The 25,450-nt window shown below is 63.7% G+C and carries 29 protein-coding genes; 17 read left to right on the forward strand and 12 right to left on the reverse strand.

All coding sequences use genetic code 11. The annotated features are described in order from the left end of the window. Positions 1–181 precede the first annotated feature (181 nt). Both phbB and RFN28_RS12490 read right to left on the reverse strand, forming a co-directional pair. On the reverse strand, positions 182–907 hold the full coding sequence (phbB, locus tag RFN28_RS12485) for an acetoacetyl-CoA reductase (RefSeq protein ID WP_320287641.1): 726 nt from the start codon (positions 905–907) through the stop codon (positions 182–184). 132 nt (positions 908–1,039) lie between these two features. Further along, positions 1,040–2,227, reverse strand: coding sequence for an acetyl-CoA C-acetyltransferase (locus tag RFN28_RS12490; RefSeq protein ID WP_320287642.1), 1,188 nt, complete (start codon positions 2,225–2,227; stop codon positions 1,040–1,042). 92 nt (positions 2,228–2,319) lie between these two features. On the opposite strand from RFN28_RS12490, the gene RFN28_RS12495 reads away from it, so the two are divergent. From RFN28_RS12495 to RFN28_RS12520, 6 genes are all read left to right on the forward strand, one after another. Beyond that, entirely contained in the window at positions 2,320–2,505 is a 186-nt protein-coding gene (locus RFN28_RS12495; protein ID WP_320287643.1) for a hypothetical protein, read from the forward strand. A gap of 28 nt (positions 2,506–2,533) precedes the next feature. Further along, the gene (gene phaR / locus RFN28_RS12500) at positions 2,534–3,133 is read left to right on the forward strand and encodes a polyhydroxyalkanoate synthesis repressor PhaR (RefSeq protein WP_320287644.1); all 600 of its coding nucleotides are present in this window, start codon (positions 2,534–2,536) and stop codon (positions 3,131–3,133) included. A gap of 416 nt (positions 3,134–3,549) precedes the next feature. After that, positions 3,550–5,436, forward strand: coding sequence for a potassium/proton antiporter (locus tag RFN28_RS12505; RefSeq protein WP_320287645.1), 1,887 nt, complete (start codon positions 3,550–3,552; stop codon positions 5,434–5,436). A 104-nt stretch (positions 5,437–5,540) separates the two neighbouring features. Beyond that, a complete protein-coding gene (locus RFN28_RS12510; protein ID WP_320287646.1) occupies positions 5,541–6,737 on the forward strand; it encodes a phosphoglycerate kinase in 1,197 nt (398 codons plus the stop codon). Positions 6,738–6,861: 124 nt separating this feature from the next. Next, positions 6,862–7,890: a class I fructose-bisphosphate aldolase gene (locus RFN28_RS12515; protein WP_320287647.1), complete on the forward strand. Its 1,029-nt coding sequence runs from the start codon at positions 6,862–6,864 to the stop codon at positions 7,888–7,890. A 154-nt stretch (positions 7,891–8,044) separates the two neighbouring features. Then, positions 8,045–8,785, forward strand: a complete 741-nt coding sequence (locus tag RFN28_RS12520) for a DUF899 domain-containing protein (protein ID WP_320287648.1) — start codon at positions 8,045–8,047, stop codon at positions 8,783–8,785. A 64-nt stretch (positions 8,786–8,849) separates the two neighbouring features. Here RFN28_RS12520 and RFN28_RS12525 read toward each other — a convergent pair whose 3' ends face one another. Next, complete coding sequence (locus RFN28_RS12525; protein WP_320287732.1) at positions 8,850–9,029, reverse strand: hypothetical protein; 180 nt, start codon at positions 9,027–9,029, stop codon at positions 8,850–8,852. 174 nt (positions 9,030–9,203) lie between these two features. Here RFN28_RS12525 and RFN28_RS12530 point away from each other — a divergent pair, with 174 nt between their 5' ends. Both RFN28_RS12530 and RFN28_RS12535 read left to right on the forward strand, forming a co-directional pair. After that, on the forward strand, positions 9,204–9,368 hold the full coding sequence (locus RFN28_RS12530; RefSeq protein WP_096874754.1) for a hypothetical protein: 165 nt from the start codon (positions 9,204–9,206) through the stop codon (positions 9,366–9,368). A 223-nt stretch (positions 9,369–9,591) separates the two neighbouring features. Next, positions 9,592–10,311, forward strand: coding sequence for a helix-turn-helix transcriptional regulator (locus RFN28_RS12535; protein WP_040974326.1), 720 nt, complete (start codon positions 9,592–9,594; stop codon positions 10,309–10,311). A gap of 169 nt (positions 10,312–10,480) precedes the next feature. On the opposite strand, the gene RFN28_RS12540 is transcribed toward RFN28_RS12535, so the two are convergent. The 3 genes from RFN28_RS12540 to RFN28_RS12550 form a co-directional block, all read right to left on the reverse strand. Then, positions 10,481–11,176 (reverse strand): DUF1013 domain-containing protein, encoded by a 696-nt coding sequence (locus RFN28_RS12540; protein WP_320287649.1) that lies wholly within the window; start codon positions 11,174–11,176, stop codon positions 10,481–10,483. Positions 11,177–11,433: 257 nt separating this feature from the next. Then, a complete protein-coding gene (locus RFN28_RS12545) occupies positions 11,434–11,574 on the reverse strand; it encodes a DUF1127 domain-containing protein (protein WP_320287650.1) in 141 nt (46 codons plus the stop codon). Between the two features lie 195 nt (positions 11,575–11,769). Beyond that, the gene (locus tag RFN28_RS12550; protein WP_320287651.1) at positions 11,770–12,780 is read right to left on the reverse strand and encodes an NAD(P)H-quinone oxidoreductase; all 1,011 of its coding nucleotides are present in this window, start codon (positions 12,778–12,780) and stop codon (positions 11,770–11,772) included. A gap of 111 nt (positions 12,781–12,891) precedes the next feature. Between RFN28_RS12550 and RFN28_RS12555 the strand changes: the two genes are divergently transcribed. The 5 genes from RFN28_RS12555 to RFN28_RS12575 all read left to right on the forward strand — a co-directional run bounded on the left by RFN28_RS12555 (position 12,892) and on the right by RFN28_RS12575 (position 16,363). Beyond that, the gene (locus RFN28_RS12555) at positions 12,892–13,086 is read left to right on the forward strand and encodes a DUF1192 domain-containing protein (protein WP_320287652.1); all 195 of its coding nucleotides are present in this window, start codon (positions 12,892–12,894) and stop codon (positions 13,084–13,086) included. Between the two features lie 83 nt (positions 13,087–13,169). Then, the gene (locus RFN28_RS12560) at positions 13,170–14,417 is read left to right on the forward strand and encodes an MFS transporter (protein ID WP_320287653.1); all 1,248 of its coding nucleotides are present in this window, start codon (positions 13,170–13,172) and stop codon (positions 14,415–14,417) included. A gap of 31 nt (positions 14,418–14,448) precedes the next feature. Then, positions 14,449–14,724 carry an ArsR/SmtB family transcription factor gene (locus tag RFN28_RS12565; RefSeq protein WP_320287654.1) on the forward strand — a complete coding sequence of 92 codons (276 nt, stop codon included), beginning with the start codon at positions 14,449–14,451 and terminating at the stop codon, positions 14,722–14,724. A 325-nt stretch (positions 14,725–15,049) separates the two neighbouring features. Further along, positions 15,050–16,048 carry a helix-turn-helix domain-containing protein gene (locus RFN28_RS12570; protein ID WP_320287655.1) on the forward strand — a complete coding sequence of 333 codons (999 nt, stop codon included), beginning with the start codon at positions 15,050–15,052 and terminating at the stop codon, positions 16,046–16,048. Between the two features lie 18 nt (positions 16,049–16,066). Beyond that, positions 16,067–16,363, forward strand: a complete 297-nt coding sequence (locus tag RFN28_RS12575; RefSeq protein WP_320287656.1) for a putative quinol monooxygenase — start codon at positions 16,067–16,069, stop codon at positions 16,361–16,363. Between the two features lie 226 nt (positions 16,364–16,589). Here the strand turns inward: RFN28_RS12575 and RFN28_RS12580 are convergent, their stop codons facing one another. Then, positions 16,590–17,246 carry a glutathione S-transferase family protein gene (locus RFN28_RS12580; protein ID WP_320287657.1) on the reverse strand — a complete coding sequence of 219 codons (657 nt, stop codon included), beginning with the start codon at positions 17,244–17,246 and terminating at the stop codon, positions 16,590–16,592. 61 nt (positions 17,247–17,307) lie between these two features. Beyond that, positions 17,308–18,144, reverse strand: a complete 837-nt coding sequence (locus tag RFN28_RS12585; RefSeq protein ID WP_320287658.1) for an alpha/beta fold hydrolase — start codon at positions 18,142–18,144, stop codon at positions 17,308–17,310. A 90-nt stretch (positions 18,145–18,234) separates the two neighbouring features. Here RFN28_RS12585 and RFN28_RS12590 point away from each other — a divergent pair, with 90 nt between their 5' ends. Beyond that, complete coding sequence (locus RFN28_RS12590) at positions 18,235–18,753, forward strand: winged helix-turn-helix transcriptional regulator (RefSeq protein ID WP_320287659.1); 519 nt, start codon at positions 18,235–18,237, stop codon at positions 18,751–18,753. A 105-nt stretch (positions 18,754–18,858) separates the two neighbouring features. On the opposite strand, the gene RFN28_RS12595 is transcribed toward RFN28_RS12590, so the two are convergent. The 3 genes from RFN28_RS12595 to RFN28_RS12605 form a co-directional block, all read right to left on the reverse strand. Then, positions 18,859–19,260 carry a hypothetical protein gene (locus tag RFN28_RS12595; protein ID WP_320287660.1) on the reverse strand — a complete coding sequence of 134 codons (402 nt, stop codon included), beginning with the start codon at positions 19,258–19,260 and terminating at the stop codon, positions 18,859–18,861. 228 nt (positions 19,261–19,488) lie between these two features. Further along, the gene (gene rpmF, locus RFN28_RS12600; RefSeq protein WP_006203806.1) at positions 19,489–19,671 is read right to left on the reverse strand and encodes a 50S ribosomal protein L32; all 183 of its coding nucleotides are present in this window, start codon (positions 19,669–19,671) and stop codon (positions 19,489–19,491) included. Positions 19,672–19,823: 152 nt separating this feature from the next. After that, a complete protein-coding gene (locus RFN28_RS12605; protein WP_320287730.1) occupies positions 19,824–20,531 on the reverse strand; it encodes a transglycosylase domain-containing protein in 708 nt (235 codons plus the stop codon). Positions 20,532–20,660: 129 nt separating this feature from the next. Here RFN28_RS12605 and RFN28_RS12610 point away from each other — a divergent pair, with 129 nt between their 5' ends. The 3 genes from RFN28_RS12610 (at position 20,661) to RFN28_RS12620 (ending at position 24,593) form a co-directional block, all read left to right on the forward strand. Beyond that, positions 20,661–21,578, forward strand: a complete 918-nt coding sequence (locus RFN28_RS12610) for a polyprenyl synthetase family protein (RefSeq protein WP_320287661.1) — start codon at positions 20,661–20,663, stop codon at positions 21,576–21,578. 326 nt (positions 21,579–21,904) lie between these two features. Next, a complete protein-coding gene (locus RFN28_RS12615) occupies positions 21,905–22,123 on the forward strand; it encodes a tautomerase family protein (protein WP_320287662.1) in 219 nt (72 codons plus the stop codon). Between the two features lie 139 nt (positions 22,124–22,262). Further along, positions 22,263–24,593, forward strand: coding sequence for a response regulator (locus RFN28_RS12620; protein WP_320287663.1), 2,331 nt, complete (start codon positions 22,263–22,265; stop codon positions 24,591–24,593). Between the two features lies 1 nt (position 24,594). On the opposite strand, the gene RFN28_RS12625 is transcribed toward RFN28_RS12620, so the two are convergent. Next, positions 24,595–25,449, reverse strand: coding sequence for a lytic transglycosylase domain-containing protein (locus RFN28_RS12625; RefSeq protein WP_320287664.1), 855 nt, complete (start codon positions 25,447–25,449; stop codon positions 24,595–24,597). Position 25,450: the final 1 nt, after the last annotated feature.

Below are 25,450 nucleotides of genomic sequence, written 5' to 3' on the forward strand. Positions count from 1 at the left end.
GTCGTCCACAGCTTGCGTACCGAAAATTCACAGCTTGTGAACCGTCTTTTGCACCGGGAGCGGGGAGGCCGTTAACTTTTGCGTGCCGTATTGAGGCAGGCGCTGGGCGGCCCGCTTGGAGTCGCAGACAAAAAACAGGCGATCCAGTTGCCCGGACCGCCTGCCGTCGGTGTCAAAAAAATCAGGCGAAGTACTGGCCGCCATTGGCGGTGATGGTCGAGCCGGTGATGAAGCCGGCATCGTCCGACGCCAGGAAGACGACGCAGCGCGCGACCTCTTCCGGCTCGCCGAGGCGGCCGACCGGAATTTGCGGGATGATGCGCTCGTTGAGCACCTTCTCGTCGATGGCCTTGACCATGTCGGTGGCGATGTAGCCGGGGCAGATGACGTTGACGGTGATGCCCGCGCGGGCGCCCTCCTGGGCCAGCGCCTTCGAGAAGCCGATATCGCCGGCCTTCGAGGCCGAATAATTGACCTGGCCGGCCTGACCCTTCTGGCCGTTGATCGAGGAGATGGTGATGATGCGGCCGAACTTGCGGTCGCGCATGCCGCTCCACAGCGGGTGCGTCATGTTGAAGACGCCGGAGAGGTTGGTGTCGACGACCTCTTTCCACTGCTCGCGAGTCATCTTGTGAAACATGGCGTCGCGGGTGATGCCGGCATTGTTGACCAAAACCGAAACCGGGCCGAGATCGGCCTCGACCTGCTTGATGCCGGCGGTGCAGGCGTCGTAGTCGGCGACCGACCATTTGTAGACCGGGATGCCGGTCTCGGCCTTGAATTTCTGGGCCGCTTCGTCGTTGCCGGCATAGTTCGCGGCAACCGAATAACCGGCATTCTTCAAGGCGACCGATATCGCCGCGCCGATGCCGCGCGATCCGCCCGTGACGATTGCTACCTTGGTCATGTGCTCCTCCCTTGGTCGGGGGAACGAATAGGGAGTAGCGAATAGCGAGTAGGGGTCCGATGTCCCGTCGCGCAAACGCTGTTTTCCCCTATTCGCTACTCCCTATTCGCTATTCGCTCGTTCGCTATTGCCTCAGTTCAACGCTTCCACACACATCGCAACGCCCATGCCGCCGCCGATGCAAAGCGTCGCGAGACCCTTCTTGGCGCCGCGGCGGCGCATCTCGTAGACCAGCGTGTTGAAGACGCGGGCGCCGGAGGCGCCGATCGGATGGCCGATGGCGATGGCGCCGCCGTTGACGTTGACGATCGCAGGATCCCAGCCCATGCCCTTGTTGACGGCGCAGGCCTGCGCGGCGAAGGCCTCATTGGCCTCCACAAGGTCGAGGTCCTTGACCGACCAGCCGGCCTTCTCCAGCGCTCTCTTCGAGGCCGGGATCGGGCCGGTTCCCATGATCGCCGGATCGACGCCGGCGGTGGCCCAGGAAGCGATGCGGACCAGCGGCGTGATGCCGCGCCGGACGGCTTCGGCTTCGGTCATCAGCAGCGCGCCGGCGGCGCCGTCATTGATGCCGGAAGCGTTGCCGGCGGTGACCGTGCCTTCCTTGTCGAAGGCCGGCTTCAGCTTGGTCATCGCATCCATCGTCGCGCCATGGCGGATATATTCGTCCTGATCGACGATGGTGTCGCCCTTCTTGCCCGAAATGGTGAACGCAACGATCTCGTCCTTGAACTTGCCGGCCTTCTGCGCAGCTTCGGCCTTGTTCTGCGAGGCCAGCGCGAACTGGTCCTGGTCTTCGCGGGTGATCTGGAACTGGCGGGCAACGTTCTCGGCGGTGTTGCCCATATGGTAGCCGTTGAAGGCATCCCACAGGCCGTCCTTGATCATGGTGTCGATCATCTTGTAGTCGCCCATCTTGACGCCGGCGCGCAGGTGCTCAGCGTGCGGCGAAAGCGACATCGATTCCTGGCCGCCGGCGACGATCACCTTGGCGTCGCCCGTGGCGATCTGTTGCATGCCGAGCGCGATTGCCCTGAGGCCCGAGCCGCAGACCTGATTGAGGCCCCAGGCGGTGGTCTCCTTAGGCAGGCCGGCCTTGATCGAGGCCTGGCGGGCAGGGTTCTGTCCCTGCGCGGCGGTCAGCACCTGGCCGAGGATGACTTCGTCCACTTCCGCCGGGTCGACTTTGGCCCGCGACAGCAATTCCTTGATGACCACGGCGCCGAGCTCATGTGCCGGCGTGGCGGCGAAACTGCCATTGAAGGAGCCGACCGCGGTACGGGCGGCGCTGGCGACGACGATTGAATTGGAAGCGGGCATTTTCTTCTCCAGACTTCGGGGTGTCGTTCTCTAGACGGTCATTGAAGACTTTTCTTGCCCGTTAGGGAACCCGAGTCAAACCGGAAATGGGCATGGCCGCCATGCGCGGCAAGCAGAGCGAAGGCGGATCGTCACGGCATCGAGCTTCGCCGCCGGCACAATTTGCCCGGGGCCACCATGCATTAAATGATACCGCACTGCACAAAGCACTTGGAATTGTGATGCTTTTGCGCATATCCTCGACAAATGGCGCAATCGTTACCGGCCGCTTACTGTGAACGCGCCGGTATCCTGGGGAGGATACGAATGGCCGCGAAAGACGACCCGATCGTCATCAAGAAATATGCCAACCGCCGGCTCTACAACACCGGCACCAGCACCTATGTGACGCTCGAGGATCTGGCCGACATGGTCAAGAAGGGCGAGGAATTCACCGTCCAGGACGCCAAGACCGGCGACGACATCACGCATCCGGTGCTCACCCAGATCATTTTCGAGCTGGAGAACAAGGACGGGCAGAACATGCTGCCTATCCCCTTCCTGCGCCAGCTCATCGCCTTCTACGGCGACCAGATGCAGATGATCGTCCCGAGCTTCCTCGAACAGTCGATGATCGCCTTCTCCAAGGAACAGGAGCGCTTTCGCGAGCAGTTGAAGGGCGCCTTCGGCAAGACGCCGATGGACATGATGAAGACGCCGATGAAGGCTCTGGAGGAGCAGACGCGCCGGAACGTCGAGATGTTCCAGAACGCCATGCGCATGTTCACGCCGTTCCCGTCGGCGAACAGCAATTCCTCCACCCCGGCCGAGCCGCCGAAGAAGGAAGCGTCCGAGAAGGCCGACGATCTGCAGGAACTGAAGGCGCAGATCGCGGCGATGCAGCGCAAGCTCGACACCATGTCGTGAGCGCTTTCGCCATCGTCTGATGGCGGTCGAAAGATTTTGAGGTTGGCCGGAGGGCCCGTCCGTCGTCTAGCTCGGGCATGACCCCGGGGCTGATCCGAGGATTCATACTGTGACCTTTGCCGAAGCGTGCGGCAGCGCAGACCTGCACCGTTGCACGGCTCGAAGTCACGACTTGTGTCCTATGGTCTGCGCGGCGCCGCTTCGCGCCTTGCTCAGCTTCAGGATGACGACGGGCACGGCATCATCTCCTCTTTCGTTGCACCGTCGGCGGTAAGCGAGGAGTTCGCCTCTTCGTCGTCCGGGGGCGAAGTTCGGCGGCATCGCCCAAAAAACCACGCTCCCGCCTTGCACTGGTCATGTCTTCGCCCCACTCTGCCGTAAAGCGGGAGGAACGCGGATTTGAGGGGCAATTCTGGATGGATAACGCGATCTATCTCGTGACGCTGGTCGGCACCGGCCTTGTCGTTGCCGCTGCGTTTTCGAGCTTGATCGCCTTCCGCTTCGGCGCACCGCTCCTGCTTCTCTTCCTCTGCATCGGGCTTGCAACCGGGGTCGACGGCCTCGGCATCGAATTCGACAACGCACGCTTGGCTTATTTTGCCGGCTCATTGGCGCTGGCCATCATCCTGTTCGATTCCGGCTTTGGCACGCCGCTCAATGCGCTCCGCCAGGCAGCCGGGCCGGCGCTGTCGCTGGCCACTATCGGCGTCATCATCACCACCGGCATCTTCGGCGTCGCCGCCTTCTACCTGCTCAACCTCAGCTGGCTCGAATCCGCGCTTCTCGGCGCCGCCGTCGCCTCGACTGACGCGGCCGCCGTGTTCTTCCTGCTGCGCGCCGGCGAGATCCATCTGCGTGAGCGCGTGCGCTCGACCCTCGAAGTGGAATCCGGCACCAACGACCCGATCGCCATCTTCCTCACCATCACCTTGGTCGAGATCATCGCCGCGCACACGAACCCCAAGGCGGACGCGCTCGCCGCCAACCTGGCGGTCGGCTTCCTCATCAATATGGGGCTCGGCGCCGTTATCGGCGTGCTCGGCGGCCTGGCCATCGTGCGCCTCGTCGAGCGGCTCAACCTCGACCACGGCCTGCTGCCGATCTTCGTGCTGACGCTGTCGCTGATGGTGTTCGCCGCCGCCGGCGCGGTCGGCGGCTCCGGTTTCCTGGCGGTCTATCTCGCCGGCCTCGTCGCCGGCAATTCCGACATTCGCGCCGTCACCATCCTGAAGCGCTTCCAGGACGGCATGTCGTGGCTGGCGCAGATCATCATGTTCCTGATCCTTGGCCTGTTCGCCACGCCGTCGCAATTCCCGGCGATCCTGCTGCCTGCGATCCTGCTCGGTCTGTTCCTGATCTTCGTGGCGCGGCCTTTAGCCGTCTGGCTCTGCCTGATCCCATTCCGCCTGCCGCGTCCCGAGGTTGCCTTCGTCTCCTGGGTCGGCCTGCGCGGCGCCGTCTCGATCCTGCTGGCCATCACGCCTTTGCTCGGCGGCCTGGCGAACGGCCGGCTGATCTTCAACGTCGCCTTCATCATCGTTCTGGTGTCGCTGGTGGTGCAGGGCTGGACCGTCGGCCCGCTGGCGCGCCGCCTCGGCCTGATCGTGCCGGCGCGCCTCGGCCCTCTCGACAAGGTCGAGCTCGAACTGCCGGGCTCGGCGCATCACGAACTGCTCGCCTATCGTGTGGCGCCCGGCAGCCCGGTGGCCCGCGGCGAGCGCATTCCACGCTGGGCAAGGCCCTCGCTGGTGCTGCGCGACGGCCGCTCCATGCGCTTCCAGGACATGGGCAGGCTGACTGCAGGCGACCAGGTCTACATCTTCGTGCCAGACCGCTATCCGCGCCTGCTCGACAAGCTGTTCGCCAGCCGCGCCATGGTCGACCCCGAGGATGCCGATTTCTTCGGCGCCTTTGCTATCGACCCGGCCCGCCCCGCAGCCGAATTGGAAGCCGCCTACGCGCCGGGTCTCACCGAGGCCGAGCAGAAGCTCACGGTCGCGGCACTTGTCACGGAGCGGCTCGGCGGCCACGCCGAATATGCCGACCGCGTGATGATCGGCCCGATCGAATTGATCGTGCGCGATGTCGACGAGAAGGGCCGGATCACCCGGCTCGGCCTGTCCTTCGAGCCGACGGCGCCGGTGGCGCGTGTGCCGGTCTTCCTAAGCGCCGGCGAGATCGCCGATCGCATTGCGGCCATCATCCGCAACTGGCGCAAGCCGGCGCAAACGCAAGCTACCGAAACCAAGCCGGACGAAACGGCGCCCGAGCCTACGGCGCAAAAAGCAGCAAGCGAAAGCTGATGTCTCACAGCGACATCATTTTTGCGCGCGTGCCGTAACGCAGCCCTTGCATCGTCCCCGGCGCCGGGTAAGGTCGCCGCGTTTTTCGCGGAAAGGGAACGACCATGGCCGGCTTCAAGACACTCGACGATATCGGCGCCGTCAGCGGCAAGCGCGTCTTGGTGCGCGTCGACCTCAACGTGCCGGTAGCGGACGGCAAGGTGACGGACTCCACCCGCATCGAACGCATCGCGCCGACCATTTCCGAGCTTTCCGGCAAGGGCGCCAAGGTGATCATGCTCGCGCATTTCGGCCGTCCGAAGGACGGTCCGTCGGCCGAGTTCTCGCTGGAGCCGATCGCCCGGGCAACGGCCGAAGTACTGGGCCGCCCGGTCGGCTTCGCCGCCGACTGCATCGGCGAGAAAGCCGCCGACGCCGTTGCCGCCATGAAGGACGGCGACGTCCTGCTTCTGGAGAACACCCGCTTCTACAAAGCCGAGGAGAAGAACGAGGCCGCCTTCACCGAAAAGCTCGCCGCCAATGGCGACATCTATGTCAACGACGCCTTTTCCGCCGCGCATCGCGCGCATGCATCGACCGAGGGCCTGGCGCATCGCCTGCCAGCCTATGCCGGCCGCACCATGCAGGCCGAGCTCGACGCGCTGGAAAAAGGCCTCGGCAATCCGGTGCGGCCGGTGGTCGCCATCGTCGGCGGCGCCAAGGTCTCGACCAAGATCGACCTTCTGATGAACCTGGTGAAGAAGGTCGACGCGCTGGTCATCGGCGGCGGCATGGCCAACACCTTCCTCGCCGCGCGCGGCACCGATGTCGGCAAATCGCTTTGCGAACATGATCTCGCCGGCACCGCCAAGCAGATCATGATCGAGGCGGCCGAGGCCGGCTGCGCCATCATCCTGCCAGCCGATGGGGTCGTCGCGAAGGAATTCAAGGCGGGTGCTGCGAGCGAAACCGTCGCCGTCGAGGCCGTTCCGGCCGACGGCATGATCCTCGATGTCGGCGCAAAGACGGTGAAGACCGTCACCGACTGGATCGACCGCGCCGCGACGCTTGTGTGGAACGGTCCGCTCGGCGCCTTCGAGATCGAGCCCTTCGATCGCGCGACCGTCGCGGCGGCGAAACATGCGGCGGAGCGCACCAAGGAAGGCAAGCTGGTTTCGGTTGCCGGCGGCGGCGACACGGTGGCGGCGCTCAACCATGCCGGGGTCGCCGACGATTTCACCTATGTCTCGACCGCCGGCGGCGCCTTCCTGGAATGGATGGAGGGCAAGCCTCTGCCCGGCGTCGAGGTGCTGAAGCGCTGATATTGTCAACACTTGGCGAGTCGGCTCGGATCGCGAATACTTTCAATCGATTCGAGCTTTCCGCCTTCATTCCTTTGGCGGTAGTGTTCTGCTAGGCGGAATATTACCGTCAGGGAGAAGCACTATGAGCGAACGTCTCGAAGACATTGCCGCCGCGATCGTGGCCGATGGCAAGGGCCTTTTGGCCGCCGATGAGAGCTCCGGCACCATCAAGAAGCGTTTCGACGTCATCGGCGTCGAATCCACCGCCGACAACCGGCGCGACTACCGCGAGATGATGTTCCGCGCCAAGGAGGCGATGACCAAGTACATTTCCGGCGTCATCCTCTATGACGAGACCATCCGCCAGAAGGCTGCCGACGGCACGCCGCTGGTCGACATCATCAAGGCCTCGGGCGCCATTCCGGGCATCAAGGTCGACCTCGGCGCCAAGCCTCTCGCCGGCTTTCCCGGCGACACCATCACCGAGGGTCTCGACGGCCTGCGTGAGCGGCTGGCCGACTATCACAAGCTCGGCGCCCGTTTCGCCAAATGGCGCGCGGTGATCGACATCGACACTGCCAAGGGCGTGCCGTCGGCCACCTCGATCGGCTCCAACGCCCATGCGCTGGCCCGTTATGCCGCGCTCTGCCAGGAGGCCGGCATCGTGCCGATCGTCGAGCCGGAGGTGCTGATGGACGGCGCCCACTCGATCGACACCTGCTACGAGGTGAGCAAGGCGACCCTGCTCAAGCTTTATGGCGAGCTCTACGCAGCGCGTGTGGTGCTCGAAGGCACCATCCTCAAGCCGAACATGGTCATCTCCGGCAAGAAATCAGGCAGGAAGGATAGTCCCGAGGAGGTTGCCGAGAAGACGATCAAGCTGTTCCGCGAAACTGTGCCGGTGGCGGTGCCAGGCATCGCCTTCCTGTCCGGCGGTCAGGACGACGAGCAAGCGACTGCCAACCTCAATGCCATCAACGTCATCGGCCCGCATCCGTGGAAGCTTAGCTTCTCATACGGCCGCGCCCTGCAGGCGGCCGCGCAGAAGGCCTGGAGCGGCAAGGCCTCGAACGTCGCCGCCGGCCAGGCTGCCTTCATCCATCGCGCCCATATGAACCACCTCGCGGCGCTCGGGAAATGGCGGCCGGCGCTGGAGGAAAAAGCCGCCTGATACCTGGCTTCCCCAAAGCGCTGAAAACCCGGGCCTTGTGCCCGGGTTTTGTTTTTTGCCGGCCGCATTCCTACCTGATCCACCGAAACAGCGGCGGCTGTGTCGGATCGCGCCGATGTCGAACGTCCTTGGCAGGAGAGGACAGGAGATAGTCATGGATCGCAATGCCGTGGTTTCGCGGGAGGACTGGTTCGAGGCGCACAGGAAGCACCTCGAGCGCGAGAAGGAGCTGACGCGGTTCCGCGACCGCATCGCCGCCGAGCGACGGCAACTGCCATGGCTCAAGCTGCGCAAGGACTATGTCTTCGAAAGCGAGCAGGGGCCGAAGCGTCTCGCCGAGCTGTTCGCAGGCAGAAGCCAGTTGATCGTCTACCATTTCATGATGACCCCGGGGTCCGACCATCGCTGCGAGGGCTGCTCGTTCCTCGCGGATCATATCGACGGCGCCAACCGGCATCTCAAGCACCATGACGTGTCGCTGGTCGTCGTCTCGCGGGCGCCGCTGGCCGAGCTCCTGCCCTACAAGCAGCGCATGGGCTGGAAATTCGAGTGGGTGTCGTCCTACGCGTCGGACTTCAATTTCGACATGCAGGTCTCCTTCACCGACAGGCAGATCGCGGCGGGCGAGACCGTCTACAATTTCCAGAAGCGCCCGCTGAGATCGAAGGACCTGCCGGGCACCAGCGTCTTCTATCGCGACGAATGCGGCGACATCTTCCTCACCTTCCTGTCGCGCGCACGCGGCGGCGATGCTCTGATCGGCGCCTACCACTATCTCGACATGACGCCGAAGGGCCGCGACGAGACCGGCCCCTATCACGGCCTGATGGACTGGGTGCGGCTGCACGACGAATATCAGGCCAAGGGCAAGGACAGGCCGGACTGCTGCGAGTGACGGGCCCGTTCATCAGAGGCGCAGGAGCCGCCGTTCGCAGGCCGTCCTCACCTGAATATCGGCGTCAGGCCCAGCGCCCAAGCACGGCCGCGAGCGAGATTGCCGCCATGGCAAGCAGCGCAAGCTTCCAGAAATCGCTGCGGCGCTTCAGCCCCGGCCAGCCGAGTGGCTTGATGATCTGGATCAGCATGATGCCGATGATGACAAGGGCAAGCAGTTTCGTCATGCCGCCTTTGACCAGCATCTTCGGCGGCTGTCAAAGCGGTTCCTGCAGCCGTATCTCTCCTGACAAATGGCCGGTTATCCTGCGCTTCGCGAACCTTCCCGGCGCTCGCTTCGGCAAGCGGCCAGGTTCCTGACAGACTGCTGTCAGCAGGGGTGTGAGATACTCTTCTCATTGAAAACGAGGAGCCTGGTCATGAACGGTTTTACGATACTGCGCAGTGTGCAGCACTATGTCGGCAGGATCCGCACGGTGCGGAACGAGATCCGCACCCAGCGTTTCCTCAACACTTTGCCGGCGGACATCCGCAAGGACATCGGCTGGCCGGACCTCTATGACGGCCGCGTGCGTGAAAACTGAAATTTTTCGAAGCCGCGACTTGGATAGAGGCCATGCCGCGCCCAGATGTAACGTCGGTTGAAATGTCGGGTGTCAGGAAAGACACTGCTGTTGCCGACCGGATTCGTTGCAGCCTCCTGACAGTATGTTGTCAGGAGGTCTACGTTATTGAAGCAGTCTCGAACCTGCGGGAACCGGTTTGGGGACCGCGGCATGCGTAGAACCGAAACCAAGGGGTCAGACGATGCGCCGCGCCGACAGGCTTTTCCAGATCGTGCAGCACCTGCGCGGCGGCCGGCTGGTCACCGCGCAGAAGCTCGGCACATGGCTCGAGGTTTCCGAGCGAACCATCTATCGCGACATAGCCGACCTGCAGTCGACCGGGGTGCCGATCGACGGCGAGGCGGGTGTCGGCTACATGATGAGGGAGGGGTTCGACCTTCCGCCGCTCATGTTCACGCGTGACGAGATCGTGGCGCTGGTTGCCGGCGCCCGCATGGTGCGCGCCTTCGGCGGCGCGGCGATGGCAAGGGCGGCCGACGAAGCGCTGGTCAAGATCGGCGCCGTGCTGCCCGACGCCGAAAAGGACCGCATCGCCCGCACCGAGATCCATACGCCGATGTGGGTGGTGAGCGACGCCGCGCGCGAGGCGATCGACCTGATCGAGCGCGCCATCGAGAAGCGCCAGGTGCTGACCATCGATTATTCGGACGAGGCCGGCCGCAGCACCGCCCGCGACATCAGGCCGTTGGGACTGTGGTTCTGGGGCAAGGTCTGGACCCTGGTCGCCTGGTGCGAGATGCGCGACGATTTCCGCGCCTTCCGCATCGACCGCATTGCCTCAGTGGTCATTGCCGGCCGCATCTACAAGCCGGAGCGCGGCAAGCAACTTGCCGACTTCTATCGCGCCGTGGAACGCAGCGAGGATTACGGCATGGCGCCCGACCGCGCGGCGCGGAGCTAGGCGCCTTTTCCTTCTCCCCTTGTGGGAGAAGGTGACCGAGCGAAGCTCGGCCGGATGAGGGGTGTTCCAGGGAACACCAACGCCTCATTTCTTCCAACACCCCTCATCCGTCTCGGCGCTGCGCGCCGATCTACCTTCTCCCACAACAAGGGGAGAAGGAGAGGGCCGCTTATTCCTCGTCTTCTTTCTTGTCCTTCGACTTCAAAGCCGAAAGCTTGGCGAAGACGGCATTCGGATCGAGTTCCTGTTCCTCGTCCTTCGGCTTTTCCGGAGCCGGCGTCAGGCGCTCGGTCAGCGCCGCCGGCAGCAGCGTGTCGCCGGCAACCGGCTGTGCCTGCTCGCGGCCGCGCGAGGCGCGGTTGACTTCCATGTCGAGGTCGATCTGCGAGGTCAGGCCGAGTGTCACCGGATCCATCGGCTGCAGATTGGCCGAGTTCCAGTGCCGGCGCTCGCGGATCTGCTCGATCGTCGACTTGGTGGTGCCGACGAGGCGGGCGATCTGGGCGTCCTTGAGCTCGGGATGGTTGCGCACCAGCCAGAGGATGGCGTTCGGACGATCCTGGCGCTTCGACAGCGGCGTGTAGCGCGGACCCTTGCGCTTCGATTCCGGCACCCGCACCTTGGGGTCGGACAGTTTCAGGCGATGGTTCGGATCCTTCTCGCCGCGCGCGATCTCGTCGCGAGTGAGCTGGCCGGTCATGATCGGGTCCATGCCCTTGATGCCCTGCGCCGACTCGCCGTCCGCGATCGCCTTGACCTCCAGCGGATGCAGCCCGCAGAACTGCGCGATCTGCTCGAAGGAGAGCGCGGTGTTGTCGACCAGCCAGACGGCGGTCGCCTTAGGCATCAGCAGCGTATTGGCCATATCAAAAATCCTTCTCGTTCGCCCGCGTTCCCGCGCGGGCGGTGGTTTTAGAGCCACCAAAATGGGAAATTCGCGGCGTATATAAACGTTCTGCCACGATTTCGCAATGTTTTTGGGAAGAAGCGAACCGGCGGTCCCAAAAAGACAAAACCCGCTGGACGGGGTCCAGCGGGTTCGGAACCGGAGACGAGCAAGCGTCTGCGACGGCTCTGGCTTCAGGGCACGGGCCCGGCCGGGTGACCGGGTCGCGCTTGAAATCAAAGAGCCCGGCGGGCGATCTTCTCGATATCGGCGCGGTTGATGCCGAGGTCGTTCAGCTGACGGGCGTTGAGGCGGTTCAGCTCACGCACGGTCTCGTTGTACAGGCGCCAGTTGCGGAAAGCGCGGATCGGGTTCATTTCAGTCCTCCATTCGTGGGGTCAATCGTTTCGATGCCGCGTAAATAGGCATCGCTGCCCAGAAAATGAACGGACGCTTTTGCATAACGGCAATGCATTTGTTGCAATGCAGCATTAAGTATTATTGAACCTGTCGCCTACCCAGGGTGTGGCGAGATCAAGGTCAGGCCGGTATCACCCGAATCTCGGCGCGTCCTAGCCGACGTCGAGCACGATCTTGCCGATATGCTCGCCTTCTTCCATCCGCTCATGCGCCCGCCAGGCTTCGGTCAGCGGGAAGATCATGTCCATGACCGGCGCGACCTTCCGGGTGCCAAGCAACGGCCACACCTGGGCCTCGAGGGCCGCCGCGATGGCCGCCTTGAACTCGACCGTGCGCGGGCGCAGCGTCGAGCCGGTATGGACAAGGCGTTTGACCATGAGCTTTGCGAAGTCGGCGCTTGCGACGGCGCCGGCCTGCACAGCGATCTGGACGATGCGGCCCTCGATCGCCGCGGCATCGTAGTTGCGCGCCACATAGTCGCCGCCCACCATGTCGAGGATGACGTCGGCGCCCCGGCCGCCGGTCGCGTCCTTGACCTCGGCGACAAAATCCTGCTCGCGATAATTGATCGCCCGGTCGGCGCCGAGCTTCAGGCAGGCGTCGCATTTCTCCTTGCTGCCGGCCGTGGTGACGACATAGGCGCCGAACGTCGACGCCAGCTGTATGGCGGTGGTGCCGATGCCGGATGAGCCGCCATGGACGAGCAGCGTCTCACCTTTCTTCAGCCCGCCGCGCTCGAAGACATTGTGCCACACGGTGAAATAGTTCTCCGGCACGGCAGCGGCCTCCGAATAGGTGAAGCCGGCCGGGATCGGCAGCACGCTGCCGGCATGGACCTTGACATATTCGGCATAGCCGCCGCCGGGCGTCAGGGCGCAGACCCGGTCGCCGATGCGCCAGCGCGATATCTCGTCGCCGAGCGCCGCGACTTCGCCGGCCGCCTCGAGGCCCGGCAGGTCCGAGGCGCCCGGCGGCGGCGGATAGACGCCCTTGCGCTGCTGCACGTCCGGCCGGTTGACGCCGGCGGCGTGCACGCGGATGAGGATCTCGCCGGGACCGGGCGCGGGAACGTCGCGCGTCTCCGGCTTCAGCACCCTGGGACCGCCGGGCTGCGAGATTGCGATGGCCGTCATCTTTGCCGGAATCGTCTGTCCGCTTGCCATGATAGTCTCGTCTCCCTGTGCCGGTGGTAGCCGGCCGTTTGCATCGGCGCCCTTGCCCTATGTATGCTGATTGCCAAATCAGGCAAATGGCCAAAAAAGGGAGAAGCGACGATGGCGATCTTCGACGACGAACCCAGGAAAAAGCCGCGCCAGCATGAGATCGGCCAGGATCTGTCGCTGCTGTCCGTCGACGAATTGTCCGAGCGCATTGCCCTGCTGCGCGAAGAGATCGCCAGGCTGGAAGCCGAGCGGGCAGCCAAGGGCGCCACCAAATCCGCCGCCGAGGCGCTGTTTCGCAGAGGATAATCCTGGCGGCGTGCCTGCTCGCCCCGGAAAAGCCTGAATGCGGCTGCCAGAGCTGCGCCCGAAATTTCCAGCCGGATCAGCCCATGTTCGCAACCTACCGACCGATCCTCTCGCTGCTGCGCGGCACCGCATTCCTGCTGGCGGCGTCGGGCCTGCATGGCCTGCTGCTCCCGCTGCGCGGACAGGTGGAAGGGTTCTCGACCGCATCGCTCGGCCTGATGGGCACCGCCTGGGCCGGCGGCTTCGTCACCGGCTGCTTCTTCGCGCCGCGCCTCGTGCGCCGCGCCGGCCATGTCCGGGCCTTCGGCGCCTTCGCCGCGTCGGGCGCGATCATCGCGCTGCTCACCGGCCTCATCATCGATCAGTATTTCTGGATCCTGCTGCGCGCCTTCACCGGCTTCACCATGGCCGGCGCCTTCATGGTCATCGAAAGCTGGCTGAACGAGAAGGCCACCAACGAGAATCGCGGCACCGTCTTCGGCCTCTATATGATGGTCACCTATGCCTCGATCATGGGCGGCCAGATGATCGTCGCCGGCGGCGACGTGAGATCGGCCTCGCTGTTCATGATCACCGGCATCCTGTTCTGCCTGTCGCTCATTCCGACCGCCGTCTCGACGCAGTCGAGCCCCAAGCCGCTGCAGGACGTGAAGCTTGACGTCAAAGGCCTCTATGTGAATTCACCGGTGTCGGCGGTGGCGTGCGTTCTGATCGGCATCGCCAATGGCGCCTGGGGCACGCTCGGCGCCGTCTACGGTGCGCGCATCGGCATCTCCACCGCCGAGATCGCGCTGATGATGAGCCTTGTGGTCGTCGCCGGCGCGGCCATGCAGCTTCCCGCGGGGCGGCTTTCCGATACCACCGACCGCCGCTTCGTGCTCGCCGGCGCCGCCTTCGGCGCGGCGCTGTTCGCCGTGCTGATCTTCCTGTTCGCGCCGCATTCGGGCGTCTTCGTCATCGTGCTGACGGCCGCCTATGGCGCTTTCGCCTACACGCTCTATTCGATCGCCGTCGCGCACGCCAACGACCACGCCCGCGCGGAGGATTTCGTCAAGGTCTCCGGCGGCCTGCTTCTGCTCTACGGCTTCGGTACCATGATCGGGCCGCTGCTTGCGGCCGCCTTGATGGGCTGGATGCGTCCCGAAGGGCTCTTCCTGGCAACGGCGTTCGCGCATCTCAGCCTCGCCGGGTACACGCTGGTGCGCATCCAGGCCCGCGCGCCGGTGCCGATCGAAAGCCGCGAGGCCTTCAAGACGCAGCCGGCCGACCGTGCCGTCACGCCGGAAGCCTTGCGGCTCGATCCGCGCAGAAAGGTTGAAACCGATAGTTGAGATTTGGAGAACTTTGCCTCACAAATAAGGCATGATGTTTTCCGACGCCTTCATGGCGATTGCCGATCCCAACCGGCGCTATCTCTTGGAAGAGCTCCGGCGCGGCCCAAAGACGGTGAATGAATTGGCCGCCGGTTTGCCCGTTTCGCGCCCGGCCGTTTCCCAGCACCTGAAAGTTCTGCTCGACGCCGGACTGGTCAACGCCAAGGCCGAAGGCACCAAGCGCGTCTACACCGTCAGCACGGCTGGCTTTCTCAGGCTCAACATCTGGCTCGACCAGTTCTGGGAAATGTCGCCTGGGGAATAATCGCTGCAGGTGATCGCGCTCAGGCGCATTCGCGCAAGATCGGCTCGTGCGCGTCCGTTTCTGGAGTTTGCTCGACGGAACGGTCTCGATCTCCCGTTTTGCTCGCCTATCGCTATGCCCTGGACTTCAGGGGGCCACCACCGTCGTGATCGGACCCAAGTCGGTAGCCGAGCTAGACACCGCCATCGAGGCCGAAGAGGCGAGGCCTCTCGACGCTGGCGAGATGGCCGAGATCGACCGGTTGGTCGCAGAGGCAAGATCGTGACATCCGACCTCGGAATTGCTTTTTGCGATTGCATAGGTTCTTTAGGGATCGAATGTCCCGATGGAGAAATTGTGGACCAACTGGGAGAAGCTACTGCAATCAGTATTGCAGGCCCAGGCGATCTCCACACCGCAAGAGCAGGGGCCATGCTCGGTGGCAATGCCCCCTGCGTACCGCCGCATCGACGAAAGCCGTGCGGCACGGATGTCTGGAAAGATGCGCGCCTTTCAATTCCTTCCGATCGATGTTCTGGCTCCCTACGTCGACAGGATTTGGGGGTGGGAAAGTGTTGGCGGCGAGCGGGTCGACTTGCCTGTGCTGCTTCCCGGAACCGGGGCCGAACTGTATTTCCACTACCGTACACCGTTCAGGCGATCGGTCGGCGGTGGCACGCCGGAAACCTGTTCCGTCAGCCATTTATTCTATATTCGCCGCCGGCCGTTGGAACTGTTGCCATCAGACGACGTAGGTTTCGTCGCGGTGCGCTTCCGGGCCGGCATGATACATCGATTTGTCGACATGCCGGGCAGAGACATGATGGATCGTGCGCTTTCCGCGGAGGACCTGTGGGGTGCGACGGGCCAAGAGTTGGCCTGGCGTGTAGCCGGCGCGGAGGCGCCGTCCACCCGGCTCCAGTTGATCCAACGCTTCCTTGCACAACGCCTGTCCAGCGCGGCGCCGGATATCGTCTTCGAACACGCTATGGGCATGCTGTATGGCGATCCAGCCAACCTTGCGATCGACCGGTTGACAGCCTGCGTCGGACTCGGGCGCCGTCAGTTGGAACGCCGTTTCGCTAGCATTGCCGGGCAAACACCAGTCGAGATTCGTAGTCTGGGACGCTTCCAGAAGACGGTTCGCGCCCTGATGCTGGACGATAGCGCAAGGGCCACAGACGCAGCGCTAGCATACGGCTATTATGATCAGGCTCACTTTATCCGCCACTTCCGCGAGTTGGTTGCGGAGTCTCCGCAGCGCTACCTCAAAGAGGCTCGCGCCAGGACGCATTTTTACAATACTTCCCGCTGTGCTGGAGCGATGATGACGGCTCCTTCATAACTCTAGGAGATTGTCCTCATGCATCTTTTGCTGGCGGAACTGAGTGCCCGGCCGGCCTGTGCCGGCGAAGTCGAAGAGATTCTGCGTAAGCTGGTGGATATCGCAAGCGGCGAAGAAGGCAATGTGCACTATGCCGTGCATCGGCAGACGAAGGATCCCAATGCCTTCGTCATCTACGAGCTCTATCGAGACGCGGGGGCGTGTGACGCGCACCTCGCATCGCCGCCGGTGAAGCAGGCGTTGGAGCGCTTCGAGACGCTGTTGAGTGCGCCGCCGCGGCTCGTTTTCTGTGATTTGGTGGCCGCGGCGGAGTAGGACTGCTTAACTGGACCGGCTTTCACCACGCAGCGACGATACACGAAGTATTGACAGGTAGAGAGCGACTCGCCGCCTGGAACATCAAATCGAGCTGGGCGGGATCGTGCAGCATCTCGCTCTAGCAGGGTGTTGAAAAACTGTTTTGTTCACGGAACGTATCAGAATCAGACTGAGCACAAATCAGATTCAAAACGGGTATCTCCGAGCCTTTTTCAACAGCCTGCTAGCCCTTGTCGTAGGGGAAGAGCTTGAAATAGGGCTGTGCTTCCGCGACGACGCGGGCGAAGGACCGACGCGCGAGCAGCCGGTCGTGGTAGCGTCTCACCGCCGGGAATTTCTCGCCGAACGGCTCGACCTTGTTGGCATAGAACAGCGCCGGTGAGGCGGCGCAGTCGGCCATGGTGAAGGTCTCGCCCACCGCCCAGGTCTTTCCCTGCATCTCCTTTTCGATGACGGCGTAGGAATTGCGAAGCTGCTCGCGCGCCTGCTCGACCCCGAACGGATCGGTCCTGTCCTTTGGCCGTAGCCGGTCGCCGACGATCTTCTGCATCGGCTCCTGCACGTAGAAGTCGTAGAAACGATCGGCCTGGCGAACCATGATGGCGAGGTCGATATCGGCGGGGATGAGCTCGACCGGTCCGGGGTAATAGGCGGCGAGATATTCGATGACGATGGTCGATTCCAGCACCGTGCGGTCCCGTGCGTCGTCGTGCAAAGCAGGCATCTTGCCGGTCGGCGCTATTTCGAGGAAGGCCGCGTGCGACCGCTCGTCGCCAAGGTCGACGATGACCGGCACGAAAGGCGTAGCGTTTTCGTAGAGCGCAATCAGTGGCTTCCAGCAGAAGGAGGCCAAGGGATGGAAATGCAGGGTCAGGGACATTCTTCGCTCTCTTTCGTCTGTGCCGTCGCGGCACCGAAGTGATTTTCGCCAGCCGTTGGAGTCAAGGCTGGGCCTGGCGATGTGTGGCGATGGCGTCGATAATCAGCGGCCAGTCGTTGCGGTGCAACTCGTGGCCGCCGCCTTCGATCCGCACCAGCCTGGCACCGGGAACGGCAGCGGCAAGCGCCTCGCCGTGCTCGACCGGGAAGATCGGATCGGCCGTGCCGTGGATGACGAGCAGCGGCACCGTCAGGTCCGTAATCCGCCGCTGCGGACCGCCACCCTTGAGCAGGAAGTGATTGGTGGCGCTCGCGAGACCGCCGGCTCGGTCGTAGTCTTCTTCGATCATCGCGCGTGTCCGTTCGCTGTCGAACGGATGAAGGGTGCTGGCCAGCGCTTGTGCGCCCTTCACCGTGTAGCCAAGCACCTGACTCCGGTCCGACCAAACGACATTGGCGCCTTCTGCGGAATGCTCCTCGTAGGCTTGGCTTGTGCCGGGCAGACCAGATGTATCGACGCCGAGCGGCGAACTGGAGATCACGGTGAGCGCGCTGACGCGCGTCGGATATTTCAGCGACACGGTCTGGGCAATCATGCCGCCCATCGACATGCCGGCCACATGCGCTTTGCGGATGCCGTGGTCGTCGAGCACGCGGATGGCGTCGTCCACCATGTCCTCGAATGTGTAGGGCGGCGCGCCTGGCGTGTATTTGGTCGAGAGACCGGTATCGCGATTGTCGTAGCGAATGACGAAGCGACCGCGTTCGGCGAGCTGCCGGCAGAAGGCCTCGGGCCACCACAGCATCGATCCCATGGCGCCCATGATCAGAAGGATCGCCGGGGCGGCCGTGCTGCCGAAACTCTCCGAGACGATTTCAGGGCGCGGCAAGGCGGCCATCGCTTCCTCCTTCAATCTGATTGCATTTAACAATCAGTTGCACGATAATCAGACTGATATCATAATGCAACCGGTTTTTTGGAGACTGTCATGAAAACCGAGCACCGGTCCGGCTGCCCGATCAATCTGTCGCTCGAGGTTTTTGGCGACCGCTGGAGCCTGATCATCCTGCGCGACATGATCTTCGGCGGCAGGCGCCATTTCCGCGAATTGCTCAACGGATCGCTGGAGGGCATCGCCTCCAACATCCTGGCCGACCGGCTGAAGCGGCTGATGGAACTCGGCCTGCTGACCAAGGCCGACGACCCCAGCCACAAGCAGAAAGCAATCTACAGCCTGACCGAAATGGCGATCACGCTGGTGCCGATCATGGCGCATCTCGGCGCCTGGGGGAGGGTGTGGCTTCCGGTCAGCGAGGAGCTGTCGATCCGCGCCGAGCTTCTCGAAAAGGGCGGCCCGCCGCTATGGGAGCAATTCATGGACGAATTGCGCCACGAACATCTCGGCGCGCCGGCAAAGACGCCGCCGGGCACGCCTGGCGTGCGCGCACAGCTGCAGGCAGCCTACGAAGCTGTGGTCGCCCGCAAGGCCGAGGCAGCCACGGCGTGAAGCTGGAGGCCTAAGGCGCGTCGCGATCTTTCAGATTCGCTCCATGCGCTTTTTTTAACGCATGTATTTATCCCGAAATCGGTTCCCACTTTCGGGAGACATGCTTTAATTCACATTGATGTCGCGGCTGGCCGACCGCATCGACACCGAGAAGCCGGCCAGCACATCGAACAGCGCTATGATCAGCAGGGTGAAAAACACCGAGTGCGCCGCGCCCTTCACCAGCAGGAACTCGACCAGGAAGGCGATGAAGACAAGCGTCGACAACAGGTGATCCATGATCGACGCGGTGGTGGTGCGCGCCGACTTCACCATCTCGACAAACAGGAAGACCAGCCCGATCAGCACCATCAGGTCGCCGAGCGTCATTGAGAAGACGCCGCCCGACATCATGCGGAACGAGAAGATCACGCCCGCCCACGGATCGTCGCCGCTGCCGAACAGCCCGAGCAGTCCGAGATTATAGAGAACGAAGGGCACGATCAGCAGCGGGATGGCACCGAACATCTGGGCGTCTCCAATGAGGCACCCTTTTGTAAAATCCGCGGCAACCACGCCGTCAAGGCTTTTCGGCGATGGCACCGAACACGCTGTAAGACCTAATGAAACAACGATGTCAGCCCGTTGTCCGGGCTTTTCTGCTCGACCCGGCCCGAAATTCACCAACCATGGGCACATGCAAAAAGACCGGCCATTGGGCCGGTCTTTCGAAACGTCGCAAACCGTGGGAGCTTCTCAGCTTTCCTTCGGCTCCAGAACCTGGCGGCCGCGATACATGCCGGTCTTCAGGTCGATGTGATGCGGGCGGCGCATTTCGCCGGAATTCTTGTCCTCGACATAGGTCGGGGCCTTGAGGGCGTCGGCCGAGCGGCGCATGCCGCGCTTCGACGGAGAGGTTTTTCTTTTTGGAACGGCCATGGATATGCTCCACTACATGGTCAAAATGCCCCGGCAACCCTCGCGAAAGGGCCGCATCGAGGCCATAATCTGAGAAAGTCGGGTGCCTATACACGCCTTGCGCCGTTTTGGCCAGCACTGCGGCGAATTTTTTTGAGCCGGTGCCGGCTAGGCTAATCCAGACAACCGACATAGGCGCCCGACCTGCCTGCGCGGCGTTCTATCAGATTGGCGAGCCGCCTCAAACCCGGGCCAGGCTTGGCCGGGTTGCGCGCGATCGGGTTGGGCAGGGTGACGGCGAGAAGTGCAGCCTGCCGGCGCGACAATTGCCTGGCCGAGACGCCGAAATGATGCCGCGCGGCGGCTTCGATGCCGTAGATGCCCGGGCCCCATTCGGCGATGTTGAGATAGATCTCCATGATGCGCCGCTTCGACATCACAGCGTCGAAATAGACGGCCAAAGGCAGCTCGACCACCTTGCGCACGCTGCCCAGCGGCCGCGACCATAAGAACAGGTTCTTCACCGTCTGCATGGTGATTGTGGAAGCGCCGCGCGTCGCTTCACCGGCGAGCGCATCGTCGACCACGCCGCGCAATTCGCCGAGATCGACGCCGCGATGAAAGCAGAACTGCCCGTCCTCCGACATGATCACCGAATGCGCCAGGACCGGCGCCAGATCGTCGATCGACACCCAGCGCCGGTCGTAGCCGGAGAAGGTCGCGAGATCCTTCAGCATCAGCGTCGAGACAGGATGCACGAAGGGCGGCAGATAGAGGAAGGTGAGCACGACCGGGATCGCCGCCAGAACGATCGCCGCGATCAGGCAGCGCCGGGCAAGGCGCTTGAGACCGGCGCGGTTCAGGCGCCGCGGTCGCGCCATGTCCAGCCCTTCGGTTTCATGTTCGACGATCGGTTCCGACAAGCCGCCCCACCCGTGCCACGCGCCCAATCGGCATAAAGGTGCCGGGCTTCTTGCGCAATGTCTGAGTGTCGGCTACCGGTCCCGGCCATGATGAAAGACGACCAGATCGCCTTCGAAGCCGCGCTTTTCGCGCGCGCCGCCGCAGTCGAGGTGCTGCTGCGGCAGGTTCTCGATGCGCGTCCGCTTTCCGGCGAGATCGCCCGGCCGGAGCGCCTGATGGCGGCGATGCGCCATGGCGTGCTCAACGGCGGCAAGCGGCTCCGCCCCTTTCTGGTCATGGAAAGCGCGGCCCTTTTTGCCGCCGACGGCGAGGCGGCGCTGCGCATCGCTGCGGCGCTCGAGTGCGTGCATTGCTATTCGCTGATCCATGACGATCTGCCAGCGATGGACGACGACGATCTTCGCCGCGGCCAGCCGACCGTGCACAAGGCTTTTGACGAGGCGACCGCGATCCTTGCCGGCGATGCGCTGCTGACTTTAGCCTTCGACATCATCGCCGACGAGGCGACCGCGCTGCCGGCCGAGCGCCGGGCGGCGCTCGTGCTGGCGCTGGCGCGGGCTGCCGGAACCGGCGGCATGGTCGGGGGCCAGACGCTCGATCTTGAAGCCGAGCGCAAGCGGCCTGACGAAGCCGGCATCATCCGGCTGCAAGCGATGAAGACGGGCGCGCTGATCCGCTTCGCCTGCGAGGCCGGCGCCATCGTCGCCGGCGCGCCGCCCGCTGATCGCGAAAGGCTGGCCGAGTTCGGCTCGGCCATCGGCCTTGCCTTCCAGCTCGCCGACGACCTGCTCGACCTTACCGCCGACGCACAGCAGATGGGCAAGGCGACAAAGAAGGACGCCGCCGCCGGGAAGGCGACGCTTGCCGCGCTGCACGGTCCCGACTGGGCGCGCGAGCAGCTCCACGGCCTGATCGAGCAGGCACATGCGCTGCTCGATCCCTATGGCGAGAAGGCGGCCCTGCTCAAGGCCGCGGCGACTTTCGTGGCGACGCGCAACAGCTGAACTGCGGCGCAGGCAGACGACGCCAGCCCGGTACCGATGCAATCGTCACAGCCTTGCCTGGGCGAAAATGCGGATGCCCACTCGATGCCCGACTTCAGTGAAAGCACGTAGCCACGGAGGGAGCTGCCTGATCTGCAGATAGAGCGCCGACTGCGGCTCGGATTGTTCGCGCTGTCCGAATACTGCTGTCAGCAGCGGGGTGATTATCCTGCATCCGCAGCAATCTATATCCGCTCCAGGACAACGAACGGAGATCGATCCGTCCGATGACGGCCTCGCCGACTTTCGTCCAGTGCCGCTAAATCCAACCCGAAAGGAACCTGGAAATGCCCTTTGCCAACTTCAAGATGCCCGAAGCCGCCCTCACAAAAGCGCAGAAGGAGGATCTCGTTCACAAGACCACGGAGATGTTCGTCGAGTATTTCGGCGAGGGTGTGCGTCCCCACACCATGGTGCTGATCGAAGAAGTTCCCGATGGAGGCTACGGCCGCGCCGACGAAGTCTTCATTCTTCCCGACGCCTACCGAGCCAAGGATACTGCGTGATTTGAACCAGCGAGCCGCTTGCCGAGTGACTCGCCCTTGATTGATCGATACCCGGTCATCATGCCGCGCCAACGAAATCTTAATGTAAATCGAGCGTAATCCCGACCGTTAAAATTGTGCGTATGGGTTGGGGTTGCGCATGCCGGAGTATTCCTCCTTCATCCGGTCGATCCGGGTTCGCTACTTTTCGGGATTGCTCGTCTTCGCGCTGGCCTCGGCCGCCGTCATGTTCGCGCTCAACCGCGTCAATTCATATCGCCATGAGGTCGATGCCCTCAGCGGCAATTTCGTCATCTTCTCGCGCGACCTGCGCAACGCCACCAATTTCGCCGAGACGACCGGAACAGCCTGGCGGGCCGAGACCCGCGATGCGCTGACCAGCGCCGCGCGCGGTCATTCCGAACGGCTGATGGGCGAGATCGAGGTCCTCAACGCGCAGCTCGCCGCGATCAGGCCGCGGCTTTCGACCAACACGCTCAACAAGCTCGAATCCGCTTCGGTGAATGGCGATCTGTTCTGGTCGGCGCGCGACATGGTGCGCAACTTCAACCTGATGTCTGTGGCCCAGAAAGTCGACGAATGGAGCTATCGCGAGATCCGCAACCAGAACGATCTTTTCGCCCAGCCGATGCTGGTGCGCGTGCGCACCGCGCTCGACGACGAACGGCATCTCGCAGACGCTTCCAGCGACCGGCTGCTCTTATGGGCGAGCGGCCTGCTGATCGCCGTGATCGCCATCGCCGCGGTTCTGATCTTCCGGCCGATGGAGAATGCGATCCGCCGCGCCTTCGCCGAAACCGCGGCGTCGCTGTTCAAGGCGGAGGCCGCCGACCGCGCCAAATCCGAATTCCTCGCCAATATGAGCCATGAGATCCGCACGCCGATGAACGGCGTCCTCGGCATGGCCGAGCTTCTGGCCAAGACCGAGCTCACGCCACGCCAGAAGACCTTCACCGACGTCATCGTCAAGTCCGGCAACGCGCTGCTCACCATCATCAATGACATCCTCGATTTCTCCAAGATCAATGCCGGCCAGCTGACGCTCGACCCCGCCCCCTTCCGCCTGGCCGAGGCGGTCGAGGACGTGGCCACCCTGGTTTCGGCCCGTGTTGCCGAAAAGAACCTCGAGCTTATCGTGCGCGTCGATCCGCGCCTGCCGAGCTTCGTCGTCGGCGATGCCGGGCGCTTCCGCCAGATCGTCACCAACCTGCTCGGCAATGCCGTGAAGTTCACCGAGAAAGGGCATGTGCTGATCGACGTCGGCGGCGATGTCGTCGACGGCATGGTCCAGCTCAAGGTCCGTGTCGAGGACACCGGCATCGGCATACCGGCCGAGAAGTTGCAGAGCGTGTTCGAGAAATTCGCCCAGGTCGACGGATCGTCGACGCGCCGTCACGAAGGTACCGGCCTCGGGCTGGCCATCTCGGCCCGCCTCGTCGACCTGATGGGCGGCAAGATCGGCGTCGAAAGCGAGATCGGCCGCGGCTCGGTCTTCTGGTTTGCCGTGCCGCTGCCGGTGCACAGGCAGGATGCGCGCGACGACATCGTGCCGGTTGATGTCACCGGCGCGCGGGTGCTGGTCATCGACGACAACCCGGTCAATCGCGAGATCCTTTTGGAGCAGTTGCGGAGCTGGAGCTTCGATTGCGCGGCCGCCGAAAGCGGCGCCGTCGGCCTTGCCTTCCTCGACCGTGCCTGCCAGCTCGGAGCATCGGTCGACTGCATCATCCTCGACTATCAGATGCCCGGCATGAACGGCGCCGACGTCGCCAAGGCGATTGCTGCCGACAGCCGTCTGTCCTCCATTCCGGTCGTGCTGCTCACCTCGGTCGACCAGGTCGATTTCGGTAGGATGGTGATCGATTTCGGCATCGTCGCGCATCTCACAAAGCCGGCGCGCTCGGCGGTGCTGCTCGGCACGGTGATTTCGGCCATCCAGAAGGCGCGCATGCAAGCCGGCAAGTCGCATTTCGTGCGCGAGCCGGTCGTCGCCCAGGCGGCGCCGGCCTTCACGGTCATCCGCGGCCCGGCGGTTCCCGTGCCCGCCGCACCGGAATCGGCGGCTCCGCCGAGCGGCCCGATCGATATCCTGATCGCCGAGGACAATGACGTGAACCAGCTGGTCTTCGGCCAGATCCTCAACGGCCTCGGCCTCAGCTACCGCATCGCCGGCAATGGCCGCACCGCGGTCGAGATGTACCGATCGCTGCGGCCGCGGCTGGTGCTGATGGACGTCTCCATGCCGGAAATGAACGGCTACGAGGCGACGCGCGCCATCCGCGCGATCGAGCAGCAGAACGGCAGCCACACGCCGATCATCGGCGTCACCGCGCACGCACTCAAGGGCGATCGCGAAAAATGCATCGAGGCCGGCATGGACGACTATCTGCCGAAGCCGGTCTCGCCCGACCGCCTCGGCGCCAAGATCGGCACCTGGCTCAGTGAAACGGTGGCGGCGAAGACGGCTTGAGCTAGCGGTTTCGCATAACCACGCATGCCCCGCCGACGCTGTGCAGCTTGCCGCAGATACCGTCGGCCTCGGCGCGCGAGTCGGCGCCGATCCTGACTGCATAGATGCCGCGCCGGCCGATCGGCGTGCGCATGCGGCTGACCACCGGATCGTGGCTGGCGAGCAGGGCAGGGAACCGGCCGCGCACCCTCAGCCATTGGCCGATCGCCGCCGAGCGGCGGAAGTTGCCGGCCACCTGCACGCCCCACGGCTTGACGTTGATCGAGGCCATGGCGACAGTCGCGGACATGATCACCGGAAGCCGGCGGCAGGCGACCGCGAAGCTCGTCTTCGAATCGAGCGGCTGGATGGTGCCGGCGTATGCGGCGTCCTCGAACTTGTCGACCGGCTCACCCAGGATGTCGAAGACGTAGCTTTCGGTTTCCATCGGCAGGAAGCCGCCGGAATCCAGCCAGCGCGACACGCGGTTCTCACCGGCATTGTAGGCAGCCGCCGCCAGGCCGAGATTGCCGTAGCCTGCCTTCATCTCGGCAAGATATTTCGCCGAGGCGGGGATGGCCTGCTCGATGTCGAAGGGATCGGCGAGTCCGCGCAGCTTGGCAGTGCCCGGCATGAACTGCGCGATGCCTTCGGCGCCCACCGGGCTCACCGCATTGGGGTCGAAGCGGCTCTCCTTCCAGATCAACCGGGCGAAGAAATCCTTGGGCAGACCGTTTTGCTCGGCCTCGGTCTCGATCAGGTCGCAGACGCGGCCGATCCGACGCTTGGCGGCCGACTGCGGCGGATCGGCCAGCGCTTGACCGGTCCAGCCCAGAGCACAAAACAACAGCAGCGTCGCCTTCAGGAAACGCTGCATC

Origin of the sequence: Mesorhizobium album, from assembly GCF_033977205.1 — a bacterium.
Classification (GTDB): Bacteria; Pseudomonadota; Alphaproteobacteria; order Rhizobiales; family Rhizobiaceae; genus Mesorhizobium; species Mesorhizobium album.

What these genes read in the sequence shown, in the direction of transcription:
- phbB (WP_320287641.1), bottom strand. Translation starts at nt 907, where the DNA reads ATGACCAAGGTAGCAATCGTCACGGGCGGATCGCGCGGCATCGGCGCG.
- RFN28_RS12490 (WP_320287642.1), bottom strand. Translation starts at nt 2,227, where the DNA reads ATGCCCGCTTCCAATTCAATCGTCGTCGCCAGCGCCGCCCGTACCGCG.
- RFN28_RS12495 (WP_320287643.1), top strand. Translation starts at nt 2,320, where the DNA reads ATGGCCGCCATGCGCGGCAAGCAGAGCGAAGGCGGATCGTCACGGCAT.
- phaR (WP_320287644.1), top strand. Translation starts at nt 2,534, where the DNA reads ATGGCCGCGAAAGACGACCCGATCGTCATCAAGAAATATGCCAACCGC.
- RFN28_RS12505 (WP_320287645.1), top strand. Translation starts at nt 3,550, where the DNA reads ATGGATAACGCGATCTATCTCGTGACGCTGGTCGGCACCGGCCTTGTC.
- RFN28_RS12510 (WP_320287646.1), top strand. Translation starts at nt 5,541, where the DNA reads ATGGCCGGCTTCAAGACACTCGACGATATCGGCGCCGTCAGCGGCAAG.
- RFN28_RS12515 (WP_320287647.1), top strand. Translation starts at nt 6,862, where the DNA reads ATGAGCGAACGTCTCGAAGACATTGCCGCCGCGATCGTGGCCGATGGC.
- RFN28_RS12520 (WP_320287648.1), top strand. Translation starts at nt 8,045, where the DNA reads ATGGATCGCAATGCCGTGGTTTCGCGGGAGGACTGGTTCGAGGCGCAC.
- RFN28_RS12525 (WP_320287732.1), bottom strand. Translation starts at nt 9,029, where the DNA reads ATGCTGGTCAAAGGCGGCATGACGAAACTGCTTGCCCTTGTCATCATC.
- RFN28_RS12530 (WP_096874754.1), top strand. Translation starts at nt 9,204, where the DNA reads ATGAACGGTTTTACGATACTGCGCAGTGTGCAGCACTATGTCGGCAGG.
- RFN28_RS12535 (WP_040974326.1), top strand. Translation starts at nt 9,592, where the DNA reads ATGCGCCGCGCCGACAGGCTTTTCCAGATCGTGCAGCACCTGCGCGGC.
- RFN28_RS12540 (WP_320287649.1), bottom strand. Translation starts at nt 11,176, where the DNA reads ATGGCCAATACGCTGCTGATGCCTAAGGCGACCGCCGTCTGGCTGGTC.
- RFN28_RS12545 (WP_320287650.1), bottom strand. Translation starts at nt 11,574, where the DNA reads ATGAACCCGATCCGCGCTTTCCGCAACTGGCGCCTGTACAACGAGACC.
- RFN28_RS12550 (WP_320287651.1), bottom strand. Translation starts at nt 12,780, where the DNA reads ATGGCAAGCGGACAGACGATTCCGGCAAAGATGACGGCCATCGCAATC.
- RFN28_RS12555 (WP_320287652.1), top strand. Translation starts at nt 12,892, where the DNA reads ATGGCGATCTTCGACGACGAACCCAGGAAAAAGCCGCGCCAGCATGAG.
- RFN28_RS12560 (WP_320287653.1), top strand. Translation starts at nt 13,170, where the DNA reads ATGTTCGCAACCTACCGACCGATCCTCTCGCTGCTGCGCGGCACCGCA.
- RFN28_RS12565 (WP_320287654.1), top strand. Translation starts at nt 14,449, where the DNA reads ATGATGTTTTCCGACGCCTTCATGGCGATTGCCGATCCCAACCGGCGC.
- RFN28_RS12570 (WP_320287655.1), top strand. Translation starts at nt 15,050, where the DNA reads ATGGAGAAATTGTGGACCAACTGGGAGAAGCTACTGCAATCAGTATTG.
- RFN28_RS12575 (WP_320287656.1), top strand. Translation starts at nt 16,067, where the DNA reads ATGCATCTTTTGCTGGCGGAACTGAGTGCCCGGCCGGCCTGTGCCGGC.
- RFN28_RS12580 (WP_320287657.1), bottom strand. Translation starts at nt 17,246, where the DNA reads ATGTCCCTGACCCTGCATTTCCATCCCTTGGCCTCCTTCTGCTGGAAG.
- RFN28_RS12585 (WP_320287658.1), bottom strand. Translation starts at nt 18,144, where the DNA reads ATGGCCGCCTTGCCGCGCCCTGAAATCGTCTCGGAGAGTTTCGGCAGC.
- RFN28_RS12590 (WP_320287659.1), top strand. Translation starts at nt 18,235, where the DNA reads ATGAAAACCGAGCACCGGTCCGGCTGCCCGATCAATCTGTCGCTCGAG.
- RFN28_RS12595 (WP_320287660.1), bottom strand. Translation starts at nt 19,260, where the DNA reads ATGTTCGGTGCCATCCCGCTGCTGATCGTGCCCTTCGTTCTCTATAAT.
- rpmF (WP_006203806.1), bottom strand. Translation starts at nt 19,671, where the DNA reads ATGGCCGTTCCAAAAAGAAAAACCTCTCCGTCGAAGCGCGGCATGCGC.
- RFN28_RS12605 (WP_320287730.1), bottom strand. Translation starts at nt 20,531, where the DNA reads ATGGCGCGACCGCGGCGCCTGAACCGCGCCGGTCTCAAGCGCCTTGCC.
- RFN28_RS12610 (WP_320287661.1), top strand. Translation starts at nt 20,661, where the DNA reads ATGATGAAAGACGACCAGATCGCCTTCGAAGCCGCGCTTTTCGCGCGC.
- RFN28_RS12615 (WP_320287662.1), top strand. Translation starts at nt 21,905, where the DNA reads ATGCCCTTTGCCAACTTCAAGATGCCCGAAGCCGCCCTCACAAAAGCG.
- RFN28_RS12620 (WP_320287663.1), top strand. Translation starts at nt 22,263, where the DNA reads ATGCCGGAGTATTCCTCCTTCATCCGGTCGATCCGGGTTCGCTACTTT.
- RFN28_RS12625 (WP_320287664.1), bottom strand. Translation starts at nt 25,449, where the DNA reads ATGCAGCGTTTCCTGAAGGCGACGCTGCTGTTGTTTTGTGCTCTGGGC.